Annotated in this window: 18 protein-coding genes, 2 tRNA genes and 1 pseudogene; 16 read left to right on the top strand and 5 right to left on the bottom strand. The window is 72.1% G+C overall.

The genetic code is table 11. From position 1 onward, the window contains the following. Positions 1–11 precede the first annotated feature (11 nt). The 7 genes from KHP12_RS20240 (at position 12) to KHP12_RS20210 (ending at position 4,357) form a co-directional block, all read left to right on the top strand. The gene (locus tag KHP12_RS20240) at positions 12–164 is read left to right on the top strand and encodes a hypothetical protein (RefSeq protein WP_037945978.1); all 153 of its coding nucleotides are present in this window, start codon (positions 12–14) and stop codon (positions 162–164) included. 147 nt (positions 165–311) lie between these two features. Then, on the top strand, positions 312–479 hold the full coding sequence (locus KHP12_RS20235; protein WP_037945979.1) for a hypothetical protein: 168 nt from the start codon (positions 312–314) through the stop codon (positions 477–479). 59 nt (positions 480–538) lie between these two features. Next, positions 539–1,150, top strand: coding sequence for a nicotinate-nucleotide adenylyltransferase (nadD, locus tag KHP12_RS20230; RefSeq protein WP_037945980.1), 612 nt, complete (start codon positions 539–541; stop codon positions 1,148–1,150). 10 nt (positions 1,151–1,160) lie between these two features. Then, complete coding sequence (locus KHP12_RS20225) at positions 1,161–2,999, top strand: LCP family protein (protein ID WP_211833360.1); 1,839 nt, start codon at positions 1,161–1,163, stop codon at positions 2,997–2,999. Positions 3,000–3,121: 122 nt separating this feature from the next. Continuing rightward, positions 3,122–3,562: a ribosome silencing factor gene (rsfS, locus tag KHP12_RS20220; protein WP_086879898.1), complete on the top strand. Its 441-nt coding sequence runs from the start codon at positions 3,122–3,124 to the stop codon at positions 3,560–3,562. Next, positions 3,559–4,212, top strand: a complete 654-nt coding sequence (locus tag KHP12_RS20215) for a histidine phosphatase family protein (RefSeq protein ID WP_086879899.1) — start codon at positions 3,559–3,561, stop codon at positions 4,210–4,212. Before rsfS ends, KHP12_RS20215 begins: the two co-directional genes overlap by 4 nt. Before the next feature lie 72 nt (positions 4,213–4,284). Then, positions 4,285–4,357 (top strand) — tRNA-Ala (locus KHP12_RS20210). A gap of 22 nt (positions 4,358–4,379) precedes the next feature. On the opposite strand, the gene KHP12_RS20205 is transcribed toward KHP12_RS20210, so the two are convergent. Further along, positions 4,380–5,333: a helix-turn-helix transcriptional regulator gene (locus KHP12_RS20205; RefSeq protein WP_086879900.1), complete on the bottom strand. Its 954-nt coding sequence runs from the start codon at positions 5,331–5,333 to the stop codon at positions 4,380–4,382. A gap of 201 nt (positions 5,334–5,534) precedes the next feature. Between KHP12_RS20205 and KHP12_RS20200 the strand changes: the two genes are divergently transcribed. From KHP12_RS20200 to KHP12_RS20165, 8 genes and pseudogenes are all read left to right on the top strand, one after another. Beyond that, positions 5,535–7,094, top strand: coding sequence for an MFS transporter (locus KHP12_RS20200; RefSeq protein WP_211833358.1), 1,560 nt, complete (start codon positions 5,535–5,537; stop codon positions 7,092–7,094). A 242-nt stretch (positions 7,095–7,336) separates the two neighbouring features. After that, positions 7,337–7,570: a hypothetical protein gene (locus KHP12_RS20195; protein ID WP_037945988.1), complete on the top strand. Its 234-nt coding sequence runs from the start codon at positions 7,337–7,339 to the stop codon at positions 7,568–7,570. A 101-nt stretch (positions 7,571–7,671) separates the two neighbouring features. After that, a tRNA-Ala gene (locus tag KHP12_RS20190) sits at positions 7,672–7,744 on the top strand. Positions 7,745–8,021: 277 nt separating this feature from the next. Continuing rightward, on the top strand, positions 8,022–10,898 hold the full coding sequence (gene leuS, locus KHP12_RS20185; RefSeq protein ID WP_086879902.1) for a leucine--tRNA ligase: 2,877 nt from the start codon (positions 8,022–8,024) through the stop codon (positions 10,896–10,898). A gap of 117 nt (positions 10,899–11,015) precedes the next feature. Next, positions 11,016–11,774 carry a hypothetical protein gene (locus KHP12_RS20180; RefSeq protein ID WP_086879903.1) on the top strand — a complete coding sequence of 253 codons (759 nt, stop codon included), beginning with the start codon at positions 11,016–11,018 and terminating at the stop codon, positions 11,772–11,774. A gap of 184 nt (positions 11,775–11,958) precedes the next feature. Continuing rightward, positions 11,959–12,804 carry a DegV family protein gene (locus tag KHP12_RS20175; RefSeq protein ID WP_037945993.1) on the top strand — a complete coding sequence of 282 codons (846 nt, stop codon included), beginning with the start codon at positions 11,959–11,961 and terminating at the stop codon, positions 12,802–12,804. 402 nt (positions 12,805–13,206) lie between these two features. Then, positions 13,207–14,112, top strand: a complete 906-nt coding sequence (locus KHP12_RS20170; protein WP_372455209.1) for a ComEA family DNA-binding protein — start codon at positions 13,207–13,209, stop codon at positions 14,110–14,112. Next, a pseudogene (locus tag KHP12_RS20165) lies at positions 14,109–16,619 on the top strand (ComEC/Rec2 family competence protein); the annotation flags it as partial. The gene KHP12_RS20170 and the pseudogene KHP12_RS20165, both read left to right, overlap by 4 nt. Before the next feature lie 84 nt (positions 16,620–16,703). On the opposite strand, the gene KHP12_RS20160 reads toward KHP12_RS20165, so the two are convergent. The 3 genes from KHP12_RS20160 to KHP12_RS20150 all read right to left on the bottom strand — a co-directional run bounded on the left by KHP12_RS20160 (position 16,704) and on the right by KHP12_RS20150 (position 18,483). Further along, entirely contained in the window at positions 16,704–17,486 is a 783-nt protein-coding gene (locus tag KHP12_RS20160; protein WP_210609275.1) for a DUF899 domain-containing protein, read from the bottom strand. Between the two features lie 111 nt (positions 17,487–17,597). Next, a complete protein-coding gene (locus tag KHP12_RS20155) occupies positions 17,598–18,140 on the bottom strand; it encodes an MOSC domain-containing protein (RefSeq protein ID WP_086886446.1) in 543 nt (180 codons plus the stop codon). 55 nt (positions 18,141–18,195) lie between these two features. Further along, complete coding sequence (locus tag KHP12_RS20150) at positions 18,196–18,483, bottom strand: hypothetical protein (protein ID WP_164429525.1); 288 nt, start codon at positions 18,481–18,483, stop codon at positions 18,196–18,198. Between the two features lie 74 nt (positions 18,484–18,557). Between KHP12_RS20150 and holA the strand changes: the two genes are divergently transcribed. Further along, on the top strand, positions 18,558–19,547 hold the full coding sequence (gene holA / locus KHP12_RS20145) for a DNA polymerase III subunit delta (RefSeq protein ID WP_020871375.1): 990 nt from the start codon (positions 18,558–18,560) through the stop codon (positions 19,545–19,547). Between the two features lie 133 nt (positions 19,548–19,680). On the opposite strand, the gene KHP12_RS20140 is transcribed toward holA, so the two are convergent. After that, complete coding sequence (locus KHP12_RS20140; RefSeq protein ID WP_211833348.1) at positions 19,681–20,430, bottom strand: hypothetical protein; 750 nt, start codon at positions 20,428–20,430, stop codon at positions 19,681–19,683. Between the last annotated feature and the right edge of the window lie 96 nt (positions 20,431–20,526).

The following is a 20,526-nucleotide window of genomic DNA, read 5'->3' as shown; positions in this document are numbered from 1 at the left end:
AGCGTGGAGACATGCCCGAAATGACTGGCCTCACCGAAGCCCTCGCCGCCACCTCCCACAACAACGACGGCCCGGGAGCGCTGCTGCGCATCGTCATCGTGGTCGGCGTGGTGGGCGCCGCCCTGCTCGCCTGGTTCCTGCTGCGCGGTTACAAGCAGGACTGAGTGGTGACGAGCGGGACCGAGCGGATTCGACCAGGACTGATACGAGCGGGGCTGCCACCGGCAGGACGGACATCGGGACCGAAAACCGCCTCGCATACGATGTGGCCGACGTGTTGTGACGCCTAGACCCGGATAGGTACTGCCGCGATGACCGCTTTCAGCACCGCACATGCCGCCCTGACCACGCTCGCGTCCGAGGGCGGTGAGCACACCGACACCCACCCGAGCATCAGCCCCTTCATGACCGGCGGTGCGGCCCTGGTGATCCTCTTCCTGCTGCTGTGGATCACCACGCGCTTCAACCGGGACCGCTGACCTGGGCGATTGCCCCTATGGGCCCCGGCTCCGGGCCGGGCCCAGTAGGGTCTGCACGCATGGAAGAGCAGAAAGGGTCCGGCAAGCGGCGACTGGGTGTGATGGGCGGGACGTTCGACCCGATCCACCACGGCCACCTGGTCGCGGCGAGCGAGGTGGCCTCGCAGTTCCACCTCGACGAGGTGGTGTTCGTGCCCACCGGGCAGCCCTGGCAGAAGAGTCACAAGAAGGTCTCCCCGGCCGAGGACCGCTACCTGATGACGGTCATCGCGACCGCCTCGAACCCGCAGTTCTCGGTCAGCCGTATCGACATCGACCGCGGCGGGCCCACCTACACCACCGACACGCTCCGGGAACTGCGCGCGCTCAACGGTGACGCCGATCTGTTCTTCATCACCGGGGCCGACGCACTCAACCAGATCCTCACCTGGCGCGACGCCGAAGAGCTCTTCTCGCTGGCCCACTTCATCGGGGTGACCAGACCCGGGCACATACTGGCCGACCCGGGGCTGCCGGAGGGCGGGGTGTCGCTGGTGGAGGTCCCGGCGCTGGCGATCTCGTCATCGGACTGCCGGGCGCGGGTCGCTCATGGCGACCCCGTCTGGTACCTGGTGCCGGACGGCGTGGTGCGCTACATCGACAAGCGCGAGCTGTACCGGCACGACTGCTGAAGGGGTACCGGTGAACGACCGGCAGGATCCGTACGACCCGTACGCACAGGACCCGTATGGCCAGGAGCCGCAGATCTACGGCTATGACGCCTATGGGCGTCCGGTTTACCAGCCGCAGGCGGAACAGCAGCAGAGTTACGACCCGTACGCGCAGCAGCAGGCGCAGTACGGGGAGCAACAGCAGCAGCAACAACACGACGGGTACGGATACGACCCTTACGGCCGGCCACAGCATCACCAGCACCAGCAGCCCCAGCAGCACACCCAGACGCAGAACTACGACCCGTACGTTCAGCAGCAACAGCAACAGCAACAGCAACAGCAACAGCAACAGCAGCAGTACCAGCAGCAACAGCAGCAGTACCAGCAACAGCCACCGCAGGGTTACGGCTACGGCTACCAGCAGGCGGCCGCCGCCCCGACCGTCCCCGCGCAGCGCGAGGAGCCCGGCCCCGAGCCCAACAACCCCTACGAGGAGCTGAGCCCGGAGCAGCTGCGCCCCGGGTCCGAGGCGCCTCCGGCCGAGGAGCCGCGTTCCGCCGGGCCCCGGTCCCCGGAGCGGAACCGCCCCGGGGGTGCCGACCAGGAGGAGTACCACACCGAGCAGTTCTCGTTCGTCGAGGAGCAGGACGAGGAATCCGACGACGTCATCGACTGGCTGAAGTTCGCCGAGACCCGCTCCGAACGCCGTGACGAACGCCGCCGTAAGGGCCGCAACCGCCTCATAGCGCTCGTCGTGGTCCTGGTTCTCGCCGCGGCGGGCGGGGTCGGTTACCTCTGGTACGCGGGCAAGCTCCCGGGGCTGTCCGACGACGCCCAGGACCAGGCGGCCGCGGGCGGCCCGCAGAAGCGCGATGTGATCGTCGTCCATCTGCGCGAGACCAAGGGCGGCCGCACCTCCACGGCCCTGCTGGTGGACAACGAGACCACCAAGAAGGGCACCACCGTCCTGCTGCCGAACTCGCTGGCCGTCTCCACCGAGGACGGCGCCTCCACCACGCTCGGCAAGTCCGTGACCGACGAGGGCTCCGACTCCACCCGGGACTCCCTGAGCACCCTGCTGGGGTCGAGGATCCAGGGCACCTGGCGGCTGGACACGCCGTATCTGGAGAACCTCGTCGAGCTGGTCGGCGGGATCAGCCTCGACACCGACGCGACCGTCCCCAGCCCCAAGAAGGGCGAGGACCCCCTGGTGAAGCGGGGCAAGGGCCAGATCGTGAGCGGCCAGGCGGCCGTGGCGTACGCCACCTACCGCGCGCCCGGCGAGGCACAGACCAAGCAGCTCGCGCGGTTCGGGCAGGTCATGCACGCGGCGCTGAAGAAGCTCTCCAGCGACGAGAAGGGCGCCACCAGCACCGTGGAGTCGCTGGCCCAGATCCCCGACCCGTCGCTGTCCGAGCAGCAGCTGGGCGCGTCGCTGGCGAAGCTGGCCGGGCAGGCCAAGAGCGGTGCGTACGACACCGCGATGCTGCCGGTCCAGCCGGACGGGACGCTCAGCAGCCAGGCGACCGACCATGTGGTCAAGGACATCCTGGGCGGCACGGTCAAGAACTCCGACAAGAGCACCGCGCCCCGGGTCAGCGTGACCAACGCCGGAGGCCCCAAGGACGCGTCGAGCGCCGCGCGGGTGGCGCTGGTCAACGGCGGCTTCACGGTCGTCACGGCCTCCGAGGGCGGCGATACGCAGTCGGCCTCGCGGGTGACCTACGCGGATGCCGCCCAGGCGGGCCAGGCCAAGGAGGTCGCCAAGACGCTGGGGCTGCCGGAGACGGCGGTGCGGAAGGGCAAGGGCGCGGCCAACGCGGACATCACGGTCCTCCTCGGCCCGGACTACGACGCCACGGGCTGAGCCGGCCCCGGCCGTGGTCCGGACCGAGCCGGCCCGGACCACGGCCGCCCGGCGTGACAGTGGGGCGTGAGACCCTGGGGGGAACCAGACCTTCGAGGTACCACCGACCGAAAGCCTTGCCTGTGACCGCCACGGACCGCTCCCTCGAGCTCATCAACGCCGCCGCCCAGGCGGCCGCCGACAAGCTCGCGCACGACATCATCGCGTACGACGTCAGCGATGTGCTCTCCATCACCGACGCCTTCCTGCTGGCCTCGGCGCCCAACGACCGCCAGGTCAAGTCGATCGTCGACGAGATCGAGGAGCGGCTCAACAAGGACCTGGGCGCCAAGCCGGTGCGTCGCGAGGGCGACCGCGAGGCCCGCTGGGTGCTGCTGGACTACGTGGACATCGTGGTGCACGTCCAGCACAGCGAGGAGCGGGTGTTCTACGCCCTGGAGCGGCTCTGGAAGGACTGCCCGCAGCTGGAGCTCCCGGCCGACGCCGAGGCCACCCGCGGCAAGGCGCAGGAGTACGCGCAGGCGCAAGGCCCGGACGGCGGCGCGGGCGGTGACCTGAGCTGAACGGCACCCAAGGCGCCCGTGGCCGCCGCATCGTCCTGTGGCGCCACGGCCAGACGGCCTGGAACATAGAACGCCGCTTCCAGGGCTCCCTGGACATCGAGCTCACCGACACCGGTGTCGCGCAGGCGCACCGCGCGGCCCGGCTGCTGGCCGCGCTGAAGCCGGACGCGATCATCGCCTCCGATCTGAAGCGGGCGGCGGCCACGGCCGCCGAGCTGTCCGCCGTCACGGGGCTGTCGGTCGCGCATGACGCGGGCCTGCGGGAGACCTACGCGGGCAAGTGGCAGGGGCTCACCCACGAGGAGATCATCGAGCGCTTCGGCGAGGAGTACGCGGCGTGGAAGCGCGGGGAGCCGATCCGGCGCGGCGGCGGTGAGCTGGAGACCGAGGTCGCCGACCGGGCGGCGCCGGTGGTGCTGGAGAGCGCCGACAAGCTGCCGGATGACGGCACGCTCGTGGTGGTGAGCCACGGCGGCACGATCCGCACCACCATCGGCCGGCTGCTCGGCCTGGAGCCCCGCACCTGGGAGGCGCTGGGCGGCCTGTCCAACTGCTGCTGGTCCGTTCTGGGCGAGGGCGCGCGGGGCTGGCGGCTCCTGGAGCACAACGCCGGATCGCTGCCCGAGCCGGTGCTCGGCGACGACGACTGAGCGGATTTCCTTTTCCGGCAGGTCACCGGCTATGCTCCTTCTCGTTCGAAGCGCTTCGGCGCCGAGAAGAGCGGGGCTATAGCTCAGTTGGTAGAGCGCCTGCATGGCATGCAGGAGGTCAGGAGTTCAATTCTCCTTAGCTCCACAGCACCAGGATCCCGTCTCCCTCACAGGGAGGCGGGATCGCTGCTTTCCACACCGCTTCCGGCCCGGGTCTCCGCCGCGGCCCTCTCCTCCCGCAGCACGGAGAGCGGCTTGGCGTGCATCGTGCAGCCGATCATCGGGTCGTGGAGGAGGCGCACCCGCCGCACATGGTCGCGGCTCTCCTCGTCGCAGGGCGTGTAGACCACGATCCGGGTCTCCGGCACCCCGCTGACCCGCATCGAGGTCGAGGTCAGCCGGATCTCGCCGACCGAGGCGTGCCGCACCACCTTGATCCGGGAACCCGGCGGGGCCACGTCCCCGCTCTGCCACAGCCGGGCGAAGTCGTCGCTGGCCTCCAGCAGCCGGGCGATGAAGTCCTCCCAGGCGGGCTCGCCCACATGGCGTCCGTACCCGCCGCGCAGCGTGGCCACCAGGAGCGGCAGCTCCTCCTCGAGATTCACATACGGAGCACAGCAGCGACGGGCCACGAACAGCTGCCACAGGGCGTTCCGCTCGGCGGCGGCCGAGAGCAGCATCTGCGGGAACAGGCCGCCGTACGCGGCATTGGCGGCCAGGACGTCGTAGCGGGCGTTGTAGACCACCGCGGGGAGCGGGTCGAGCGCGTCGATGATGCCCTGCACCTCCGGGCTCACGCTGCGTGGATCGCGCTCCCGGCCGGGCACATACGGCACCCCGGCCAGGTGATAGAGGTGCTCGCGCTCGGTCTGGTCCAGCCGCAGAGTGCGCGCGACCGCGTCCAGCACCTGCACGCTGGCGTTGATCGGGCGGCCCTGCTCCAGCCAGGTGTACCAGGTCACGCCGACGCCGGAGAGCTGGGCGACCTCCTCGCGGCGCAGCCCCGGGGTGCGCCGCCGCAGACCGGGCGCCATGCCCACGTCGGCGGGGGTCACCCGGGCGCGGCGGCTGCGCAGGAAGGCGGCCAGCTCGGGCCTTCTGCGCCGAGTGTTCGCGGTCATCGTCGCTCTCCCCATCCCCCGTGCCGTCGGGCCGCACGGCCGGTCCCCCGTCGAGCCGTACGGTTCCCCCGTCGAGCCGTACGGTCCCGTCGAGCCGTACGGTCCCATGCTCCCGGGGGCGGCGGGCGGCTGCCAGGTGCTGGCACTACCAGCATCGGCGGGCTCTCGTTACCGGTATCCGCCCGGCCACAGGCTCGACCCATGAAACACACCACCCCGACCACCCTTCCTCCGACGGGAGACCTCGGTGGATCCAGTAAAGGCGAGCCCACTGACAACCGGGCCAGTGACGGCCCGGCCGCCGACCGCCGGGTCGCGCGGCACCCCGCGTCCCGGCGCACTCCGCGCCCCGGCTGGCTGCTCGCGATCGTCCTCACCGGCCAGCTCATGGCCGTGCTCGACGTCTTCATCGTCAACATCGCCGCCCCGACCGTCCGCGCCGATCTGCACGCCTCCGGTGCCGGGCTGCAACTCGTCATCGCGGGCTACACCATCTCCTACGCGGTGCTGCTGATCACCGGCGCGCGGCTGGGCGCCCTGATCGGCCACCGGCGGATGTTCCTGACCGGGCTCGCGGTCTTCACCGGCGCCTCGCTGGCCTGCGGGCTGGCCGCCACCACCGGACAGCTGATCGCCTTCCGGTTCGTCCAGGGCGCGGGTGCCGCGCTGATGCTGCCCCAGGTGCTGAGCCTGATCCAGCGGACGTTCACGGGCGGTTCGCGGGCACGGGCGCTGGGCGCGTACTCCGCGGTGCTGGCCTCCGGTGCCGCCGGCGGGCAGATCCTGGGCGGGCTGCTGGTCGAGGCCGATCTGTTCGGCTCCGGCTGGCGCCCGGTCTTCCTGGTGAACGTGCCGATCGGGCTCGCGCTGCTGGCCCTCGGCCCGCGGCTGCTGCACGACCCGGCCGACGCGCCGCGCCCTCGCGGGGAGGGCGCGGCCGTCCGCCGGAGCGGCCTGGACCTGCCCGGCCTGGTGCTGCTCGCGGCCGCCGTGCTGCTGTTCACGGTGCCTCTGGTGCTCGGGCAGGAGCGTGGCTGGCCGCTCTGGTGCTGGGTCACGCTGGGGCTGAGCGCGGCCCTGGTGGCGCTCTTCGCCGCGTACGAGACCCGGCTGGCCCGGCGCGGCGGTGCGCCGCTGATCTCCCCCAGGGTGGCGCGGGCGCCGGGGATACCGCGTGCGGTGATCCGTATCGCACTGGCGATGGCGGCCAACGCGGGGTTCCTGTTCGCCATGACCCTGCATGTGCAGGGCGGGCTCGGCCACAGCCCGCTGCGGACGGGGCTGACATTCGTCCCCACGGCGGTCGCGTTCGGCGTCGTGGGCCTCAACTGGCAGCGGCTGCCCGCCCGCTGGCACGCCGCCACCGTCCCGGGCGGATTCCTGCTGGCGGCCGCCTCGTTCGCCGGGGCGGGCCTGGCCCTGCGCGACGGCACGGACGGCGGCCCATGGCTCCTCGTCGCCCTTACGGCCTCCGGCGCGGGGCTCTCGTTCGCCTACAGTCCCCTGCTCACGCGGACGTTGGCGACCGTAAGGCGGCAGGACGCCGCGGACGCCAGCGGGGTACTGGTGACGGCGGCTCAACTCGGCCTGCTCACCGGCGTCGCGGTCTTCGGGGCGGTGTTCCTGGGCGCTGCGGACGATACGGTGCCCAGTGCGGGTGCCTCCGCGGACGCCCTGTGGGTGACCTGCGTCGCCTTGGCCGGGGCCGCGCTGTGCGGAGCGCTGATGAGTCTGGTGAGACGAGTGGGGCATCTCCGCTGACCTGCGCGTCGTCCCGTGGCAGAATCGGACGGCCGGAGGGGGATGGGGCCGACACGTCCGATGGGGAGGGCAGGTGGGATGCGGACCAGCATCCTCGATGCGATCGAGGACCCGTCCCGCAGGGCACGAGCGGGCATCGTGTGCCCGTCCTGCGGCTCCGGACATGTGGCACAGGTCCTCGGTGACAACGGCGGTGTTTCCTACGTGTGTACGGCCTGCGGCCATAGCTGGAGCTGAGTGAGATGGGAGCTCACAGCCGGAAGTGCGACTGGTGCGGCACCGGTACACCGATCGTCCGCGACATGGAGCCGCTCAACCCCGACTACCAGTACTGGTGTGCGGAATGCGCGCGGGCGCTGATCATCAGGGGCGACCCCATCGAGACCTACCGTGAGCTCGAAGGGGAGCCGATCTACGGTCGGCTCCTCGACGAGCACTGCACGCTGAAGCGTTTCTATTCGTTCGCGACGGCGTAACGGGGAGCTGCTCCGGTCTCCGGCCAATCGATTTGGCGGAAGGCCGGGGCATCCGTGTAATGTAGGCGTCGCCGCCGGGGAAACCGGGCGGGGCAGGACCTGGGGCTATAGCTCAGTTGGTAGAGCGCCTGCATGGCATGCAGGAGGTCAGGAGTTCAATTCTCCTTAGCTCCACATTGAGGAGGCGAGTCGTCCGTAAGGGCGGCTCGCCTTTCGCGTCGCGTGACGAGGGTCACCACCTCCGTGCGGCCCGTCCGCGCCCTGCGGTAACCTGGCTCCATGCGTGCCGTACGCCTTCTGCTTAGCGGGCCGCGCTGATCACTACCGGCCGAGTACAGCTCCGGTCGGCATCAGCGCGGCGTCCCCTCCTGTGCGAGGGGTCTTTTTGTTTCGGAAGCAGGGATCCGCTGCGTTGCCGCAGGCAGAGACGACCGATGGAGCTTTGAGGACCATGAGCGAGACCAACGCCGCGGCCGAGGTGGCCGCGCCGCACCGCTACACGGCCGCCCTGGCCGCCGACATCGAAGCCCGCTGGCAGGACTTCTGGGACGCGCACGGCACGTATGAGGCGTCCAACCCCGGCGGCGACCTGGCCGGCGACGCCGAGGCCGTCGCCCGGCCCAAGAAGTTCGTCATGGACATGTTCCCGTACCCCTCGGGCGCGGGACTGCACGTGGGCCATCCGCTGGGCTACATCGCCACCGATGTGTTCGCCCGCTACCACCGCATGACGGGCCACAACGTCCTGCACACCCTGGGCTTCGACGCCTTCGGCCTGCCCGCCGAGCAGTACGCGGTGCAGACCGGCACCCACCCGCGGGTCAGCACCGAGGCCAACATCGAGAACATGCGGCGGCAGCTGCGCCGGCTGGGCCTGGGCCACGACAAGCGCCGCTCGTTCGCGACGATCGACCCGGACTACTACAAGTGGACCCAGTGGATCTTCTTGCAGATCTTCAACTCCTGGTACGACCCGGAGGCGAAGACGGCGCGCCCCATCGACACCCTGGTCCAGCGGTTCGCCTCCGGTGAGCGCCCGACCCCCGACGGCCGCCCCTGGGCCGAGCTGACCGAGTCCGAGCGCGCCGACATCCTGGGCGACTACCGCCTGGCCTACGCCTCGGACGCGCCCGTCAACTGGTGTCCCGGCCTGGGCACCGTGCTGGCCAACGAGGAGGTCACCGCGGACGGCCGCTCCGAGCGCGGCAACTTCCCGGTCTTCAAGGCCAAGCTGCGCCAGTGGAACATGCGCATCACCGCCTACGCCGACCGGCTGCTGGACGACCTGGACGAGCTGGACTGGCCCGAGGCCATCAAGCTGCAACAGCGCAACTGGATCGGCCGCAGCGAGGGCGCCCGGGTCGACTTCCCGGTGGCCGAGCACCCCGACGCCAAGATCACGATCTTCACCACTCGCCAGGACACCCTGTTCGGCGCCACCTACATGGTCCTGGCGCCCGAGCACGGCCTGGTGGACGAGATCGTTCCGGCCGCCTGGCCCGAGGGCACCCACGACGTCTGGACCGGCGGCCACGCCACCCCGGCCCAGGCCGTCGACGCCTACCGCAAGCAGGCCGCGGCCAAGTCGGACGTCGAGCGGCAGGCCGAGGCCAAGGACAAGACCGGCGTCTTCACCGGCGCCTACGCCGTCAACCCGGTCAGCGGCGACCGGGTGCCGGTCTTCATCGCCGACTACGTCCTGATGGGCTACGGCACCGGCGCGATCATGGCCGTCCCGGCGCACGACAGCCGTGACTTCGCCTTTGCCCGTGCCTTCGAGCTGCCCATGCGCTGCGTCGTCGAGCCGTCCGACGATCGCGGCACCGACCCGTCGACCTGGGACGACGCCTTCAGCTCGTACGACGCCAAGATCGTCAACTCGACGGGGGAGTCCGTATCGCTGGACGGGCTGGGCGTCGTCGAGGCCAAGGCGCGCATCACCGAGTGGCTGGAGTCCCGCTCCATCGGCGAGGGCACCGTCAACTACCGGCTGCGCGACTGGCTGTTCAGCCGCCAGCGCTACTGGGGCGAGCCCTTCCCGATCGTCTACGACGAGGAGGGCGTGGCCCACCCCCTGCCCGAGTCGATGCTGCCCCTGGAACTGCCCGAGGTCGAGGACTACTCGCCGCGCACCTTCGACCCGGACGACTCCGACACCTCCCCGGAGACCCCGCTGTCCCGGAACGAGGAGTGGGTCAACGTGGTGCTGGACCTGGGCGACGGCCGTGGGCCGCGGCCGTTCCGCCGCGAGACCAACACCATGCCCAACTGGGCCGGCTCCTGCTGGTACGAGCTGCGCTACCTGGACCCGCACAACAGCGAGCGGCTGGTCGACCCCGAGGCCGAGCGCTACTGGATGGGGCCGCGCGAGGGGCAGCCGCACGGCGGTGTCGACCTGTACGTGGGCGGCGCCGAGCACGCGGTGCTGCATCTGCTGTACGCCCGGTTCTGGTCCAAGGTGCTGTTCGACCTGGGGCATGTCTCCTCGGTCGAGCCGTTCCACAAGCTGTACAACCAGGGCATGATCCAGGCGTATGTCTACCGGGACAGCCGCGGTATCGCCGTCCCGGCCGCCGAGGTCGAGGAGCGGGACGGCGCCTACTGGTACCACGGCGAGAAGGTCTCCCGGCTGCTGGGCAAGATGGGCAAGTCCCTGAAGAACGCCGTCACGCCGGACGAGATCTGCGCCGAGTACGGGGCCGACACGCTGCGGCTGTACGAGATGGCCATGGGTCCGCTGGACGTCTCGCGGCCCTGGGACACCCGTGCGGTCGTCGGTCAGTACCGGCTGTTGCAGCGGCTGTGGCGCAATGTCGTCGACGAGGGCACCGGAGAGGTCACCGTCGTCGACACCGAGCCCGACGAGGCGACGCTGCGCGCCCTGCACAAGGCGATCGACGGCGTCCGGCAGGACATGGAGGGCCTGCGCTTCAACACCGCCATCGCCAAGATCACCGAGCTGAACAACCACGTCACCAAGGTGCGCGAGGTGCCCCGCTCGGTGGCCGAGGGCCTGGTGCTGCTGATCTCGCCGCTGGCCCCGCATGTCGCGGAGGAGCTGTGGCGCAAGCTGGGCCACTCCGGGTCGGTCGTCCACGAGTCCTTCCCGGTCGCCGATCCGGAGTACGTCGTGGACGAGACCGTCACCTGTGTGGTGCAGGTCAAGGGCAAGGTCAAGGCCCGGCTGGAGGTCGCGCCCTCGGTCTCCGACGAGGAGCTGGAGGCGCTGGCGGTGGGCGACCCGGCGGTCGTGGCGGCGCTGAACGGCGCCGGTATCCGTAAGGTCATCGTGCGGGCGCCGAAGCTGGTGAACATCGTTCCGGCCTGATCGGCTTTTCACGTGCGGGCGGGTTGGGGGTTCGTCAGGAACCTCTGATCCGCCCGGCGCGTTTACGCTGAGAGGACGACCGCCACCGTGCCGTGACCGCCGCCCCAAGGAGCGCACATGGAAGCCATCTGGATCCTGTTGACGCTTTTCGTCCTGATCATGCTGGCGGGGGTCTATGGGGCCGTTCGCGCGGTCAGGGCGGCCAAGCGCGGTATCGACCGTACGGTGCACCAGGCCCGCGTCACGGTGGAGGAGACCAGACTCCGGGCCCGGCAGCTCGCCCAGCCGGGCGCGGCCGGTGAGCTGGCCCAGCTGCGGCTCTCCCTGCGCGGCTCGATGCGCGCCACCGGGCAGGCGTTGCAGGCGGCCGCCCCGCAAGACCGGTCCCTGTCGGAGTCGTTGGGCCTGTTCCAGCGGCTGAGCAGCCATGCGCTGGACCTGGAAGCGGATCTGAAGCGGCTGGAGCAGGAACCCGACAGATCCCGGCTCGCAGCCCTGCTGCCCGAGATGCGGGAGCGCACGCAGCGGATCACCCACTCGGCCGACTCGCTGCGCTGGGCGGTGCAGGAGCGTACGCATCGGATGGCGCACGACGATCTGGACTCGCTGGGCCGCGAGATCGAGATGGAGGCGGGGGCGCTGCGGCACTGGACGGCGGTGGAGCCCGACGAGCCGCTGGCGGCGCCCGAGGCGGGTGCACGACCTGGACCCGGCGTGGGGGCGCGACCTGGGCCCGAGGCGGGGGCGCGCCCTGGGCCCGGGGCGGGGCAGGAGCCGGAGCCGCCCCGGCCGTCGCTCGGGTCGAGGCCGAATACGGAGCCCCAGGCGTGGCAGAAGCCCTGGCAGCAGTCCCCCCGCCCCGAGAACACGGCCTGAGACCCCGGACCTCCGAAACCCCGGACCTCCGTAACCCCGGAACCGGAACCCGTGAACCCCCGAACGAACCCGGTCTGAGAACAGGATCTGAGTCACGTCTGAACAGGGCATGATCGGCAAGGCAATTGATCATCCGGCGGGGTCGCGCTGTCGGCAGGCGCCATCCCCCGATAACCTCCCAGTCATGTCCCGCCATGTCGCGATCGTGACCGATTCCACGGCGTACTTGCCGCAGGATGCGATGGAGCGGCACCGCATCACCGCCGTGCCGCTGACGGTGGTGCTCGGAGACCGGGCCCTGGAGGAGGGCACCGAGATCTCGGCCCGGTCCCTCGCGCAGGCATTGCAGAAGCGGAAGCCGGTGACGACGTCCCGGCCCAGCCCGGAGATGTTCGCGGCCGCCTACCGGGCCGCCGCCGAGGAGGGTGCGACGGGCATCGTCTCCCTGCATCTGTCGGCCGAGTTCTCCGGCACCTACGACGCGGCGGTGCTCGCGGCACAGGACGCGCCCGTTCCGGTGCGGGTGGTGGACAGCGGAATGGTCGCGATGGCGCTCGGCTTCTGCGCGCTGGCGGCGGCCGAGACGGCGGAGGGCGGCGGCACGCTGGACGAGGCCGTGGCGGCGGCGGAGAAACGGGCCGACAGCACGGCGGCGTACTTCTACGTCGACACCCTCGACTATCTCCGGCGCGGCGGCCGCATCGGCGCGGCCCAGGCCCTCCTCGGCTCGGCGCTCGCGGTCAAACCGCTGCTCCAGCTCGACGAGGGCCGGATCGAGCTGCGGGAGAAGGTCCGCACCGCCTCGAAGGCCATCGCCCGGCTCGAGGAGATCGTGGTGGAGCGGGCCGGCCGGAGCCCGGTGGACATCGCGGTGCAGCACCTGGCGGCGGGCGAACGGGCCGCGGCGCTCGCGGAACGGCTGCGGGAGCGGGTGCCGGGGCTGGCGGAGCTGTATGTGAGCGAGGTGGGCGCGGTGATCGGGGCGCACACCGGGCCGGGGCTGCTGGGGGCGGTGGTCTCTCCGCGGTAGCGGAGGGTGGGGGAGGCTCTTCACTCGGCGGGGTGACGGAGTTGTCCACAACGCGGGGGTTATCCCCGGTAATTGACGCGGATCGGTGCGATCGGCCGCGTGTGTCTACCGTCAGGTGGCATGAGGTCACGATCACGCACAGTAACCACGGGCCCGGGGCGGGGCCGCCATCGCGACGGCGGGGCGGGCTGCCGTCCACGCTCGCCGTCGGGGGCGGGTCCGGTCAGTGCCGGAAGCCGCCACCGCGGCACCCGCCGTCAGACGCACCCCGCCGCATCTTCACGCGCGAGCCGCGCGGCGGCGCTCTTCGCCACGTCACCGGCGCCTCGGGAGTCCCCGTTGGGGGTCGGGTCCGTCGCTCTGGGCAGCAGGGACGGACCGAAGGGCATTGGGGGGTCGGCTGTGGCGGCGGAGGAGGTACGGGAGGAGGTACGGAACGAGGAGCCGCCCGAGGACGGGCACGGGGAGCCGCCCGAGGGCGGGCCCGAGGAGGGGCCCGGGGCGGGGCGCGAGGACGGGCACGGGGAGGGGCCTGAGAACGCGTCCGGAAACGCCTCCGAAATGGCTCCGCTGCGCAGACGTGACCGGGCAGGGCTGGCCCTGCGCGAGCGGCTGCCGTTGTGGCTTCAGCTGCGCTGCGGCATGGAGCTGAAGACGGTCGCCGCCCTGGCGGTCGCCCTGCTCACCGCGGTGGCCTTCGCGGCCTACCACTTCTGGACCGGTCGCCCCCAGACCGTGCGCGCCCCGGACCCCGAGCCCCCGCGCGCCGCGCCCTCCGAACCCGGCCCCACGCCGGGCGGACAGCTCACCTCGTCCGGCGGCGGCCGGAAGGTCGTGGTGGATGTGACGGGCAAGGTCCGCCGCCCCGGCCTGCGCAAGCTGCCGCCCGGGTCGAGGGTCGCCGACGCGCTGGAAGCGGCGGGCGGGGTACGGCCGGGCGCCGACCTGAGCGGGCTGAACCGCGCCCGCCCGCTGGTGGACGGGGAACAGCTCGTGGTCGGCGCCCCCGCGGCAGGACCACCGGCGCCGGGCGCGGCGGTCGGCGGTTCGAACGCGCCCAACGCGCCCAACGGCCCAACCGCACCCACCGCACCGGCCGGACCGGGGGCACCCGGTGGCTCGGTCAGCCTCAACTCCGCGACCGCCGAACAGCTCGACACCCTCCCGGGAGTCGGCCCCGTCCTGGCCCGGCACATCATCGACTACCGCACCCAGCACGGAGGTTTCCGCTCCATCGATGAACTCCGCGAGGTGAACGGCATCGGCGAGCGCCGGTTCGCCGACCTGCGCCCGCTGGTCCAGCCATGACGTCCGAGCGGCCCCCGCGCACCCGCACCCCGGTCCATGCCGCGGCCGCGTCCCCGCGCGGTGCGTCACACCCACGCCAGGAGGGCCCACCCGACCTCCGCCTGGTACCCCCGGCCCTGGCCACCTGGGCAGCCGCAGCACTGGCCCTGGACGCATCACCCCTAACGGTGGCCCTCGCCTGCACAGCGGCCACCCTCGTAGCGGTGGCCCTGCTCCTCCGGAGCCGCCGACGAGCCCCGACGCCGGACGGCCCACGCGCTGTCGCCTGGCGTGGGCGCCGTATGGCAGGAGCGATCGCCGCGTCGCTGTTGTGCGGGGCCGTTGCGGGGGCGGTTGCCGGGCTGCACGGGGCGGACGTGCGCCGTGGCCCCATCCCCGCACTCGCCCGGGAGTACGCCGAGGCCACCGCCGAGGTGACGGTCACGGGGGACCCACGGCTCACGCGGCCACGGGTGCGGGGCGCGGCGCTCGCGCCCGCGTCCGTGGTCCTGGAGGCGGAGGCCGATCGGGCCACCGGCCCCGACCGCACCACGACCACCAACCGCACGCCCGTCCTGGTCACGGTCCACCCCAGGTCCGGCAAGGAGCGGACGGCCTGGCTCGGGCTGCTGCCGTCCACACGTCTGCGCGTCCACGGCCGCTTGGCGCCACCGCTGCGCGACGGGGACCGCATCGCGGCCGTAGTGCGCGTAAGCGGCGGGCCCCCGAAGGTCACGGGCCCGCCGAGCGCGGTCCAGCGGCTGGCCGGGCGACTGCGCGCAGGGTTGCGCACCGCGACCGACGGGCTCTCCCCGGACGCGCGGGCGCTGCTCCCGGCGCTGGTCGTGGGGGACACCTCACGGGTGCCGCCCGAGCTGGACGAGGCGTTCCGGGCCACGGACATGCTGCACCTCATGGCCGTCTCCGGCAGCAATCTGACCGTGGTGCTCGCACTGCTCACGGGCCCGCCCCAGCTGGCCGGGCGCGCCGAGCGGCGCGGTCTCGCGGGCGCGCTCGGCATCCGGCTGCGCACCACCGCTCTCCTCGGCGGCGGACTCACGCTCGCCTTCGTCATCGTGTGCAGACCCGAGCCCAGTGTGCTGCGCGCCGCCGCCTGCGGGCTGATCACCCTGCTCGCCCTCGGCACCGGCCGCCGCCGCTCCCTGCTCCCGGCCCTGGCCGCCGCCGTCCTGGCGCTGGTGCTCTACGACCCCTGGCTGGCCCGGAGCTACGGCTTCCTGCTCTCCGTGCTGGCCACCGGTGCCCTGCTCACCATCGCGCCGGGATGGAGCGCGGCCCTCCAGCGCCGCGGCGTACCGCCCCGGGTGGCCGAGGCGCTGGCGGCGGCCGCCGCGGCCCAGGCGGTCTGCGCACCGGTCGTCGTGGTGATGGCGGCACGAGTGAGCCTGGTGGCGATCCCCTGCAACCTCATCGCCGAGGTGGTGGTGGCCCCCGCCACCACCCTCGGCTTCGCCGCGCTCGCCGCAGCCGCCGTCGCACCGCCGCTCGCCCAGTGGATCGCCTGGTCGGCGGGCTGGCCCGCCGAGTGGATCGCCCAGGTGGCCCGCACCGGCGCGGCACTGCCCGGGGCCGAGGCGGACTGGCCGGACGGCTGGACCGGCGCGCTCCTGCTGGCCGCCGTCACCCTGGCCGTGGTCCTCGCGGGCCGCCGACTGCTGCGCCACCGCCTGCTGTGTGCCGTGTGCGCGCTGCTGGTGCTGCTGGCCGTCGTACGCCCGGCACCCCTGGCCCGGGTCATCACCGGCTGGCCACCGCCCGGTTGGCGGATGGTGGCGTGTGATGTGGGCCAGGGCGACGCCCTGGTCCTGGCCGCGGGCCCCGGCACGGCCGTCGTCGTGGACACCGGCCCCGAGCCACGAGCCGTCGACCGCTGCCTGCGCTCCCTGGGCATCGTCCGGATCCCGCTCCTGATCCTGACCCACTTCCACGCCGACCATGTGGCCGGGCTGACCGGTGCGGTACGCGGCCGCGCGGTCGGCGCGATCGAGACGACCGCCCTGGAAGAACCACCAGGCCAGGCTAAGTCCGTACGCCGCACCGCCCGGTCGGCGCATATCCCGGTCATCCCGGCGCAGCCAGGGGAGCGACGACGCTTCGGCCCGCTGGCCTGGCAGGTCCTCTGGCCCGCCCGGTCACCCGCCCCGACCGCGACCGAGGGCCCGAACGACGCAAGCGTCACCCTCCTCGTCCGCACGGCGGGCCTGACCCTGCTCCTCCTGGGCGACCTCGAACCCCCCGCCCAGCAGGCCCTGCTGACGACACACCCGGCCCTCCCCGAGATCGACGTCCTCAAGGTCGCCCACCATGGCTCGGCCTACCAAGATCCACAACTGCTCCGACACCTCAGCCCCCGCCTGGCCCTGATCTCCTGCGGCGCCGACAACCCTTATGGCCACCCATCGCCCCGCACCGTCGCCGCCCTGCGCGCCCAGGGCGCCGCCGTACTGCGGACCGATACCGACGGCCCCATCGCGGTCACGCATGACCGGGGCCTGCGCGCGGTCCTCGGCGGCCGCGGTGGCCATGCGCGATGGTCCGCCTGGAACACCCAAAGCGGTTTCGGCGCGAGCAGGGCGCCACCGGAGCACGCGTCAGTGGCAGTGGCCGTGGCGGCCGAGGGTCTCCACGGGTGTCGCGCCGGGGCGGGTCCACTGCGGTACGGGGCGACTGGTCGGGCCCCAGGTGGCGTTCCCGTCCGCGTCCGAGCGCCAGGACCAGCACGCGTCGCGCCCCTCTGGGCGGCCCTCGGGATTGTCCTCCCACGCCTCGCCGCGGCCGTAGGGCGTCATGTCGAGCAGGCCGAGGGACCCGTTGACCCGCTCGTTGCCACGGCCCGTCGTGGAGTAGGTGAGGAAGACGCGGTCGCCGTCGCGCAGGTAGCAGGTGAGATAACCCATGCTGCCGCCGGCCGGCCCGTCCACGTCGCGCACCGAGTACCAGGGCTGGGTGTAGCCCATGAACTCGACGTAGGAGGCCACTTCGTCCCAACGGCCCGTGGTCAGGACGGCGAACGAGACGCCGCGCGCGTTGAGGTAGTCCGCTTCCTTCAGATGCCAGGCCGTGGTGGTGCAGCCCTCGCACTGCCCCTGGTGCGGTGCGCCGTCGTACCACATGTGCTTGTAGACCACGAGCTCGTCGCGGCCCTGGAACAGGTCCAGGAACGGGACCGGGCCGTCGGGGCCGACGACCTCGACCGTCCCGTCGAACTCCACCATCGGCAGCCGGCGGCGGGCCGCGGCGATGGCGTCGCCCTCGCGGGTGTGGGCCTTCTCGCGGACCAGCAACTCGTCACGGGCGGCCTGCCAGGTGGCCAGGTCGACCACGGGCGGGCGGCCGGGCAGCGTGGTGGTCGGGTCGTCCGGGGTGGCCGTCATGGTGTCCTCCGTGGTGTCTTGTACCGGGTGGCGTCGTACGGCGTTCTACGACGGTCACCAGAAGAGACTCCCGGCCCGGCCGGAACTCATCGCGGCAGGGAGCGCCCGCTCTCAGACCCGGTCCAGGGGCCGGTGGGGTTCGGCGGGGAGTTCGGCTTGGATCAGGTCGCCCGGGCGGACGGTGCCGCCCTCCCGCACGACGCTCATGACTCCGGCCTTGCGGATGATGTTCCCGGCCTCGTCGCGGCCGACGACCTGCTTCAGGAGGCCGTTCTGGAAGTGGTCGATCTGGAGACAGGGATTGCGGAGGCCGGTGACCTCCAGCACTGCCTCGTCGCCGATGCGCAGCAGGGTGCCGACGGGGAGGGCGAGCAGGTCGATGCCGCGGGTGGTGATGTTCTCGCCCAGGTCACCGGGCAGCACCTTGAAGCCCTCCGCACCGACCTCCGCGAAGAGCTCTTCGTGGATGAGGTGGACCTGGCGCAGGTTCGGCTGGGTGGGGTCCTGGGCGACGCGGGAGCGGTGTTTGACGGTTACGCCGGCGTGGACGTCGCCCTCGACGCCGAGGCCGGTGAGCAGGGTGATGCTGTCCCGGTTCGGCTTGGTGAACGAGTACTCGCCGTTGCTGCTGACTGCCGTCACAGTTCCGCTCATCCTCGGAGTCCCCCTCTTCCGCGACCACGGTTGGTCAGGAGCCTAGTCTCGGACGCTATTCGGCCTCCAGCCAACCGTCGTACTCGTCCGCGAGCGCGTCCAGCGCCGTCGGGTCCAGCCCGCCGGCCGGGTCCTCGATCACCACCAGCCACTGGGCGTCCTCGGCGTCGTCCTCACCCGCCAGGGCGTCCCGCACCAGTTGGGGCTCCTGGGTGATGCCGAAGCGCTCGGGGAGGGCCTCGGCCACCTCCTCCGCCGCGTCGCGGTCGGGGAGCACCAGGATGTGCCGGGCGTGCCGGGCGCCGGTCAGTCCTTCATCGATCACCGGAACATTGTCGGACATCCGGACGGCGGGCATCAGGAGGGCGGGCACCAGGACGGCGGGGCTGTCGGTGGTCCGTGGGATGCTGGACCGCGATGGCCAGGAAGACGACGACCGACGATCCACTCGCCCCGGTGACCCTCGCCGTGGGCCAGGAGGAGCTGCTGCTCGACCGCGCCGTGCAGCAGGTGGTGGCGGCCGCGCGCGCGGCCGACCCCGACACCGATGTGCGCGACCTCATGCCCGACGCGCTCCAGCCCGGCACCCTCGCCGAGCTGACCAGCCCCTCGCTCTTCGCCGAGCGCAAGGTCGTGGTGGTGCGCAACGCACAGGATCTGTCGGCCGACACGATCAAGGACGTGAAGGGCTACCTCGGCACCCCCGCCGAGGAGATCACCCTGGTGCTGCTGCACGCGGGCGGCGCCAAGGGCAAGGGGCTGCTCGACGCCGCCCGTAAGGCCGGGGCGCGCGAGGTCGCCTGCCCGAAGATGACCAAGCCCGCCGACCGGCTGGCGTTCGTACGGTCGGAGTTCCGCGCCACCGGCCGGTCCGCCACGCCCGAGGCGTGCCAGGCCCTGGTCGACGCGATCGGGAGCGATCTGCGCGAGCTGGCCAGCGCGGTCTCCCAGCTCGTGGCCGATGTCGAGGGCACGATCGACGAGGCCGTCGTCGCCCGCTACTACACCGGCCGTGCCGAGGCGTCCAGCTTCACCGTCGCCGACCGCGCCGTCGAGGGCCGCGCGGCCGAGGCGCTGGAGGCCCTGCGCTGGGCCGTCTCCACCGGGGTGCCGCCGGTGCTGATCACCAGCGCCCTGGCCCAGGGCGTCCGCTCCATCGGCAAGCTGGCCTCCGCGCCGCGCGGCGCCCGGCCCGGCGATCTCGCCCGTGAGCTGGGCATGCCGCCGTGGAAGATCGACCGGGTGCGGCAGCAGATGCGGGGCTGGTCGGCGGATGGCGTGGCGATCGCGCTGCGCGCTGTCGCCGAGGCCGACGCGGGGGTCAAGGGCGGCGGAGACGATCCGGAGTACGCCCTGGAGAAGGCCGTCGTCACGATCGCCCGCGCCGCCCGGGCAGGCCGCCGCTAGCCGCCAACCGGGCCCCGGGGTGGGGGGCACGTTTCGTTTCCCCACCCCCGCCCCTTCCCGAACCGGGACTCCGCCCCGGCCCCGGCTTGGCTCTGCGCCCGGGCCTCTGCCGGGTCTGCGCCCCGGCCCCGGCTTACTCCTTCATCTTCTCGAGCGTCGCCTTCGCGCTCTTCCTGAGCATCTCGGTGGCCTCTTCCGGCGTCTTGGCCGAGGCGCTGGAGGAGGTCGACACGTACTCCGACCAGGTCGACTGATAGGTCATCCAGCCGTCCCGCACGGCGAGGATCACATAGGCGCCGGTGTTGGAGGTGCTGCTCTTGCTCTCCTGCCGCACCACATACGCCTCTTCGCCCAGCCCCCTGACCGGGCTCACCTCATAGCTGTAGGTGGACGTCTTCTGGTCCTCGTACGACCGGTACTGGGCCTCGAACTCGGGGCCGGGGTCGGTCTTCTTGTGCAGCGACGCCGTTGTGTAGAGCCACACCGAGGAGTAGTCGCTGGTGCTCGCGCCGCTCGGCTCGAAGTCGATGTTGCAGGTCATCGAGTCCAGCGCGGGGTTCTCGGAACTGCTGTGCTGGGGATTCGACGACGAGCCGCTCTCGTCCTTCTGCTTGTACCCGGAGTCCTCGATGGCCTGGGGGTCCGTCGAGCCGCACAGGTTGGTCATATAGCGGTAGCCCGCGAGATCGGCCTCTGCCCCGTTCCCGTCGAAACCTCCCGTGGCGAACAGCACCCCGGCCCAGACCGCCGAGGCGACGACGGCCCCGCCAAGACCCCACAGCCAGCCCTTGCCGCCGCCCCCGGGGCCCATGGGCGGCGCGCCGGGAGGTATGCCCGGCGCGCCCATCGGGCCGTAGCCGCCGCCCAGAGGGACGGACGGCATCGTCGGCTGGGCGTACGGATTGTGCTGGGGCGACTGGCTCTGGGGCGGCACCTGCCCGTACGGGCCGGGTGGCGTGCTCTGCGGCGGGCTTTGCCC

It is taken from the genome of Streptomyces asiaticus, from assembly GCF_018138715.1.
Lineage (GTDB): Bacteria > Actinomycetota > Actinomycetes > Streptomycetales > Streptomycetaceae > Streptomyces > Streptomyces asiaticus.
Note: the sequence above shows the minus strand (reverse complement) of the source record. Positions and strands in the feature narration are given on the sequence as shown.

Coding starts and splice junctions, on each gene's coding strand:
- KHP12_RS20240 (WP_037945978.1), top strand. CDS start 12: ATGCCCGAAATGACTGGCCTCACCGAAGCCCTCGCCGCCACCTCCCAC.
- KHP12_RS20235 (WP_037945979.1), top strand. CDS start 312: ATGACCGCTTTCAGCACCGCACATGCCGCCCTGACCACGCTCGCGTCC.
- nadD (WP_037945980.1), top strand. CDS start 539: ATGGAAGAGCAGAAAGGGTCCGGCAAGCGGCGACTGGGTGTGATGGGC.
- KHP12_RS20205 (WP_086879900.1), bottom strand. CDS start 5,333: ATGACCGCGAACACTCGGCGCAGAAGGCCCGAGCTGGCCGCCTTCCTG.
- KHP12_RS20200 (WP_211833358.1), top strand. CDS start 5,535: ATGAAACACACCACCCCGACCACCCTTCCTCCGACGGGAGACCTCGGT.
- KHP12_RS20195 (WP_037945988.1), top strand. CDS start 7,337: ATGGGAGCTCACAGCCGGAAGTGCGACTGGTGCGGCACCGGTACACCG.
- leuS (WP_086879902.1), top strand. CDS start 8,022: ATGAGCGAGACCAACGCCGCGGCCGAGGTGGCCGCGCCGCACCGCTAC.
- KHP12_RS20180 (WP_086879903.1), top strand. CDS start 11,016: ATGGAAGCCATCTGGATCCTGTTGACGCTTTTCGTCCTGATCATGCTG.
- KHP12_RS20175 (WP_037945993.1), top strand. CDS start 11,959: ATGTCCCGCCATGTCGCGATCGTGACCGATTCCACGGCGTACTTGCCG.
- KHP12_RS20160 (WP_210609275.1), bottom strand. CDS start 17,486: ATGACGGCCACCCCGGACGACCCGACCACCACGCTGCCCGGCCGCCCG.
- KHP12_RS20155 (WP_086886446.1), bottom strand. CDS start 18,140: ATGAGCGGAACTGTGACGGCAGTCAGCAGCAACGGCGAGTACTCGTTC.
- KHP12_RS20150 (WP_164429525.1), bottom strand. CDS start 18,483: ATGTCCGACAATGTTCCGGTGATCGATGAAGGACTGACCGGCGCCCGG.
- holA (WP_020871375.1), top strand. CDS start 18,558: ATGGCCAGGAAGACGACGACCGACGATCCACTCGCCCCGGTGACCCTC.
- KHP12_RS20140 (WP_211833348.1), bottom strand. CDS start 20,430: ATGCCGTCCGTCCCTCTGGGCGGCGGCTACGGCCCGATGGGCGCGCCG.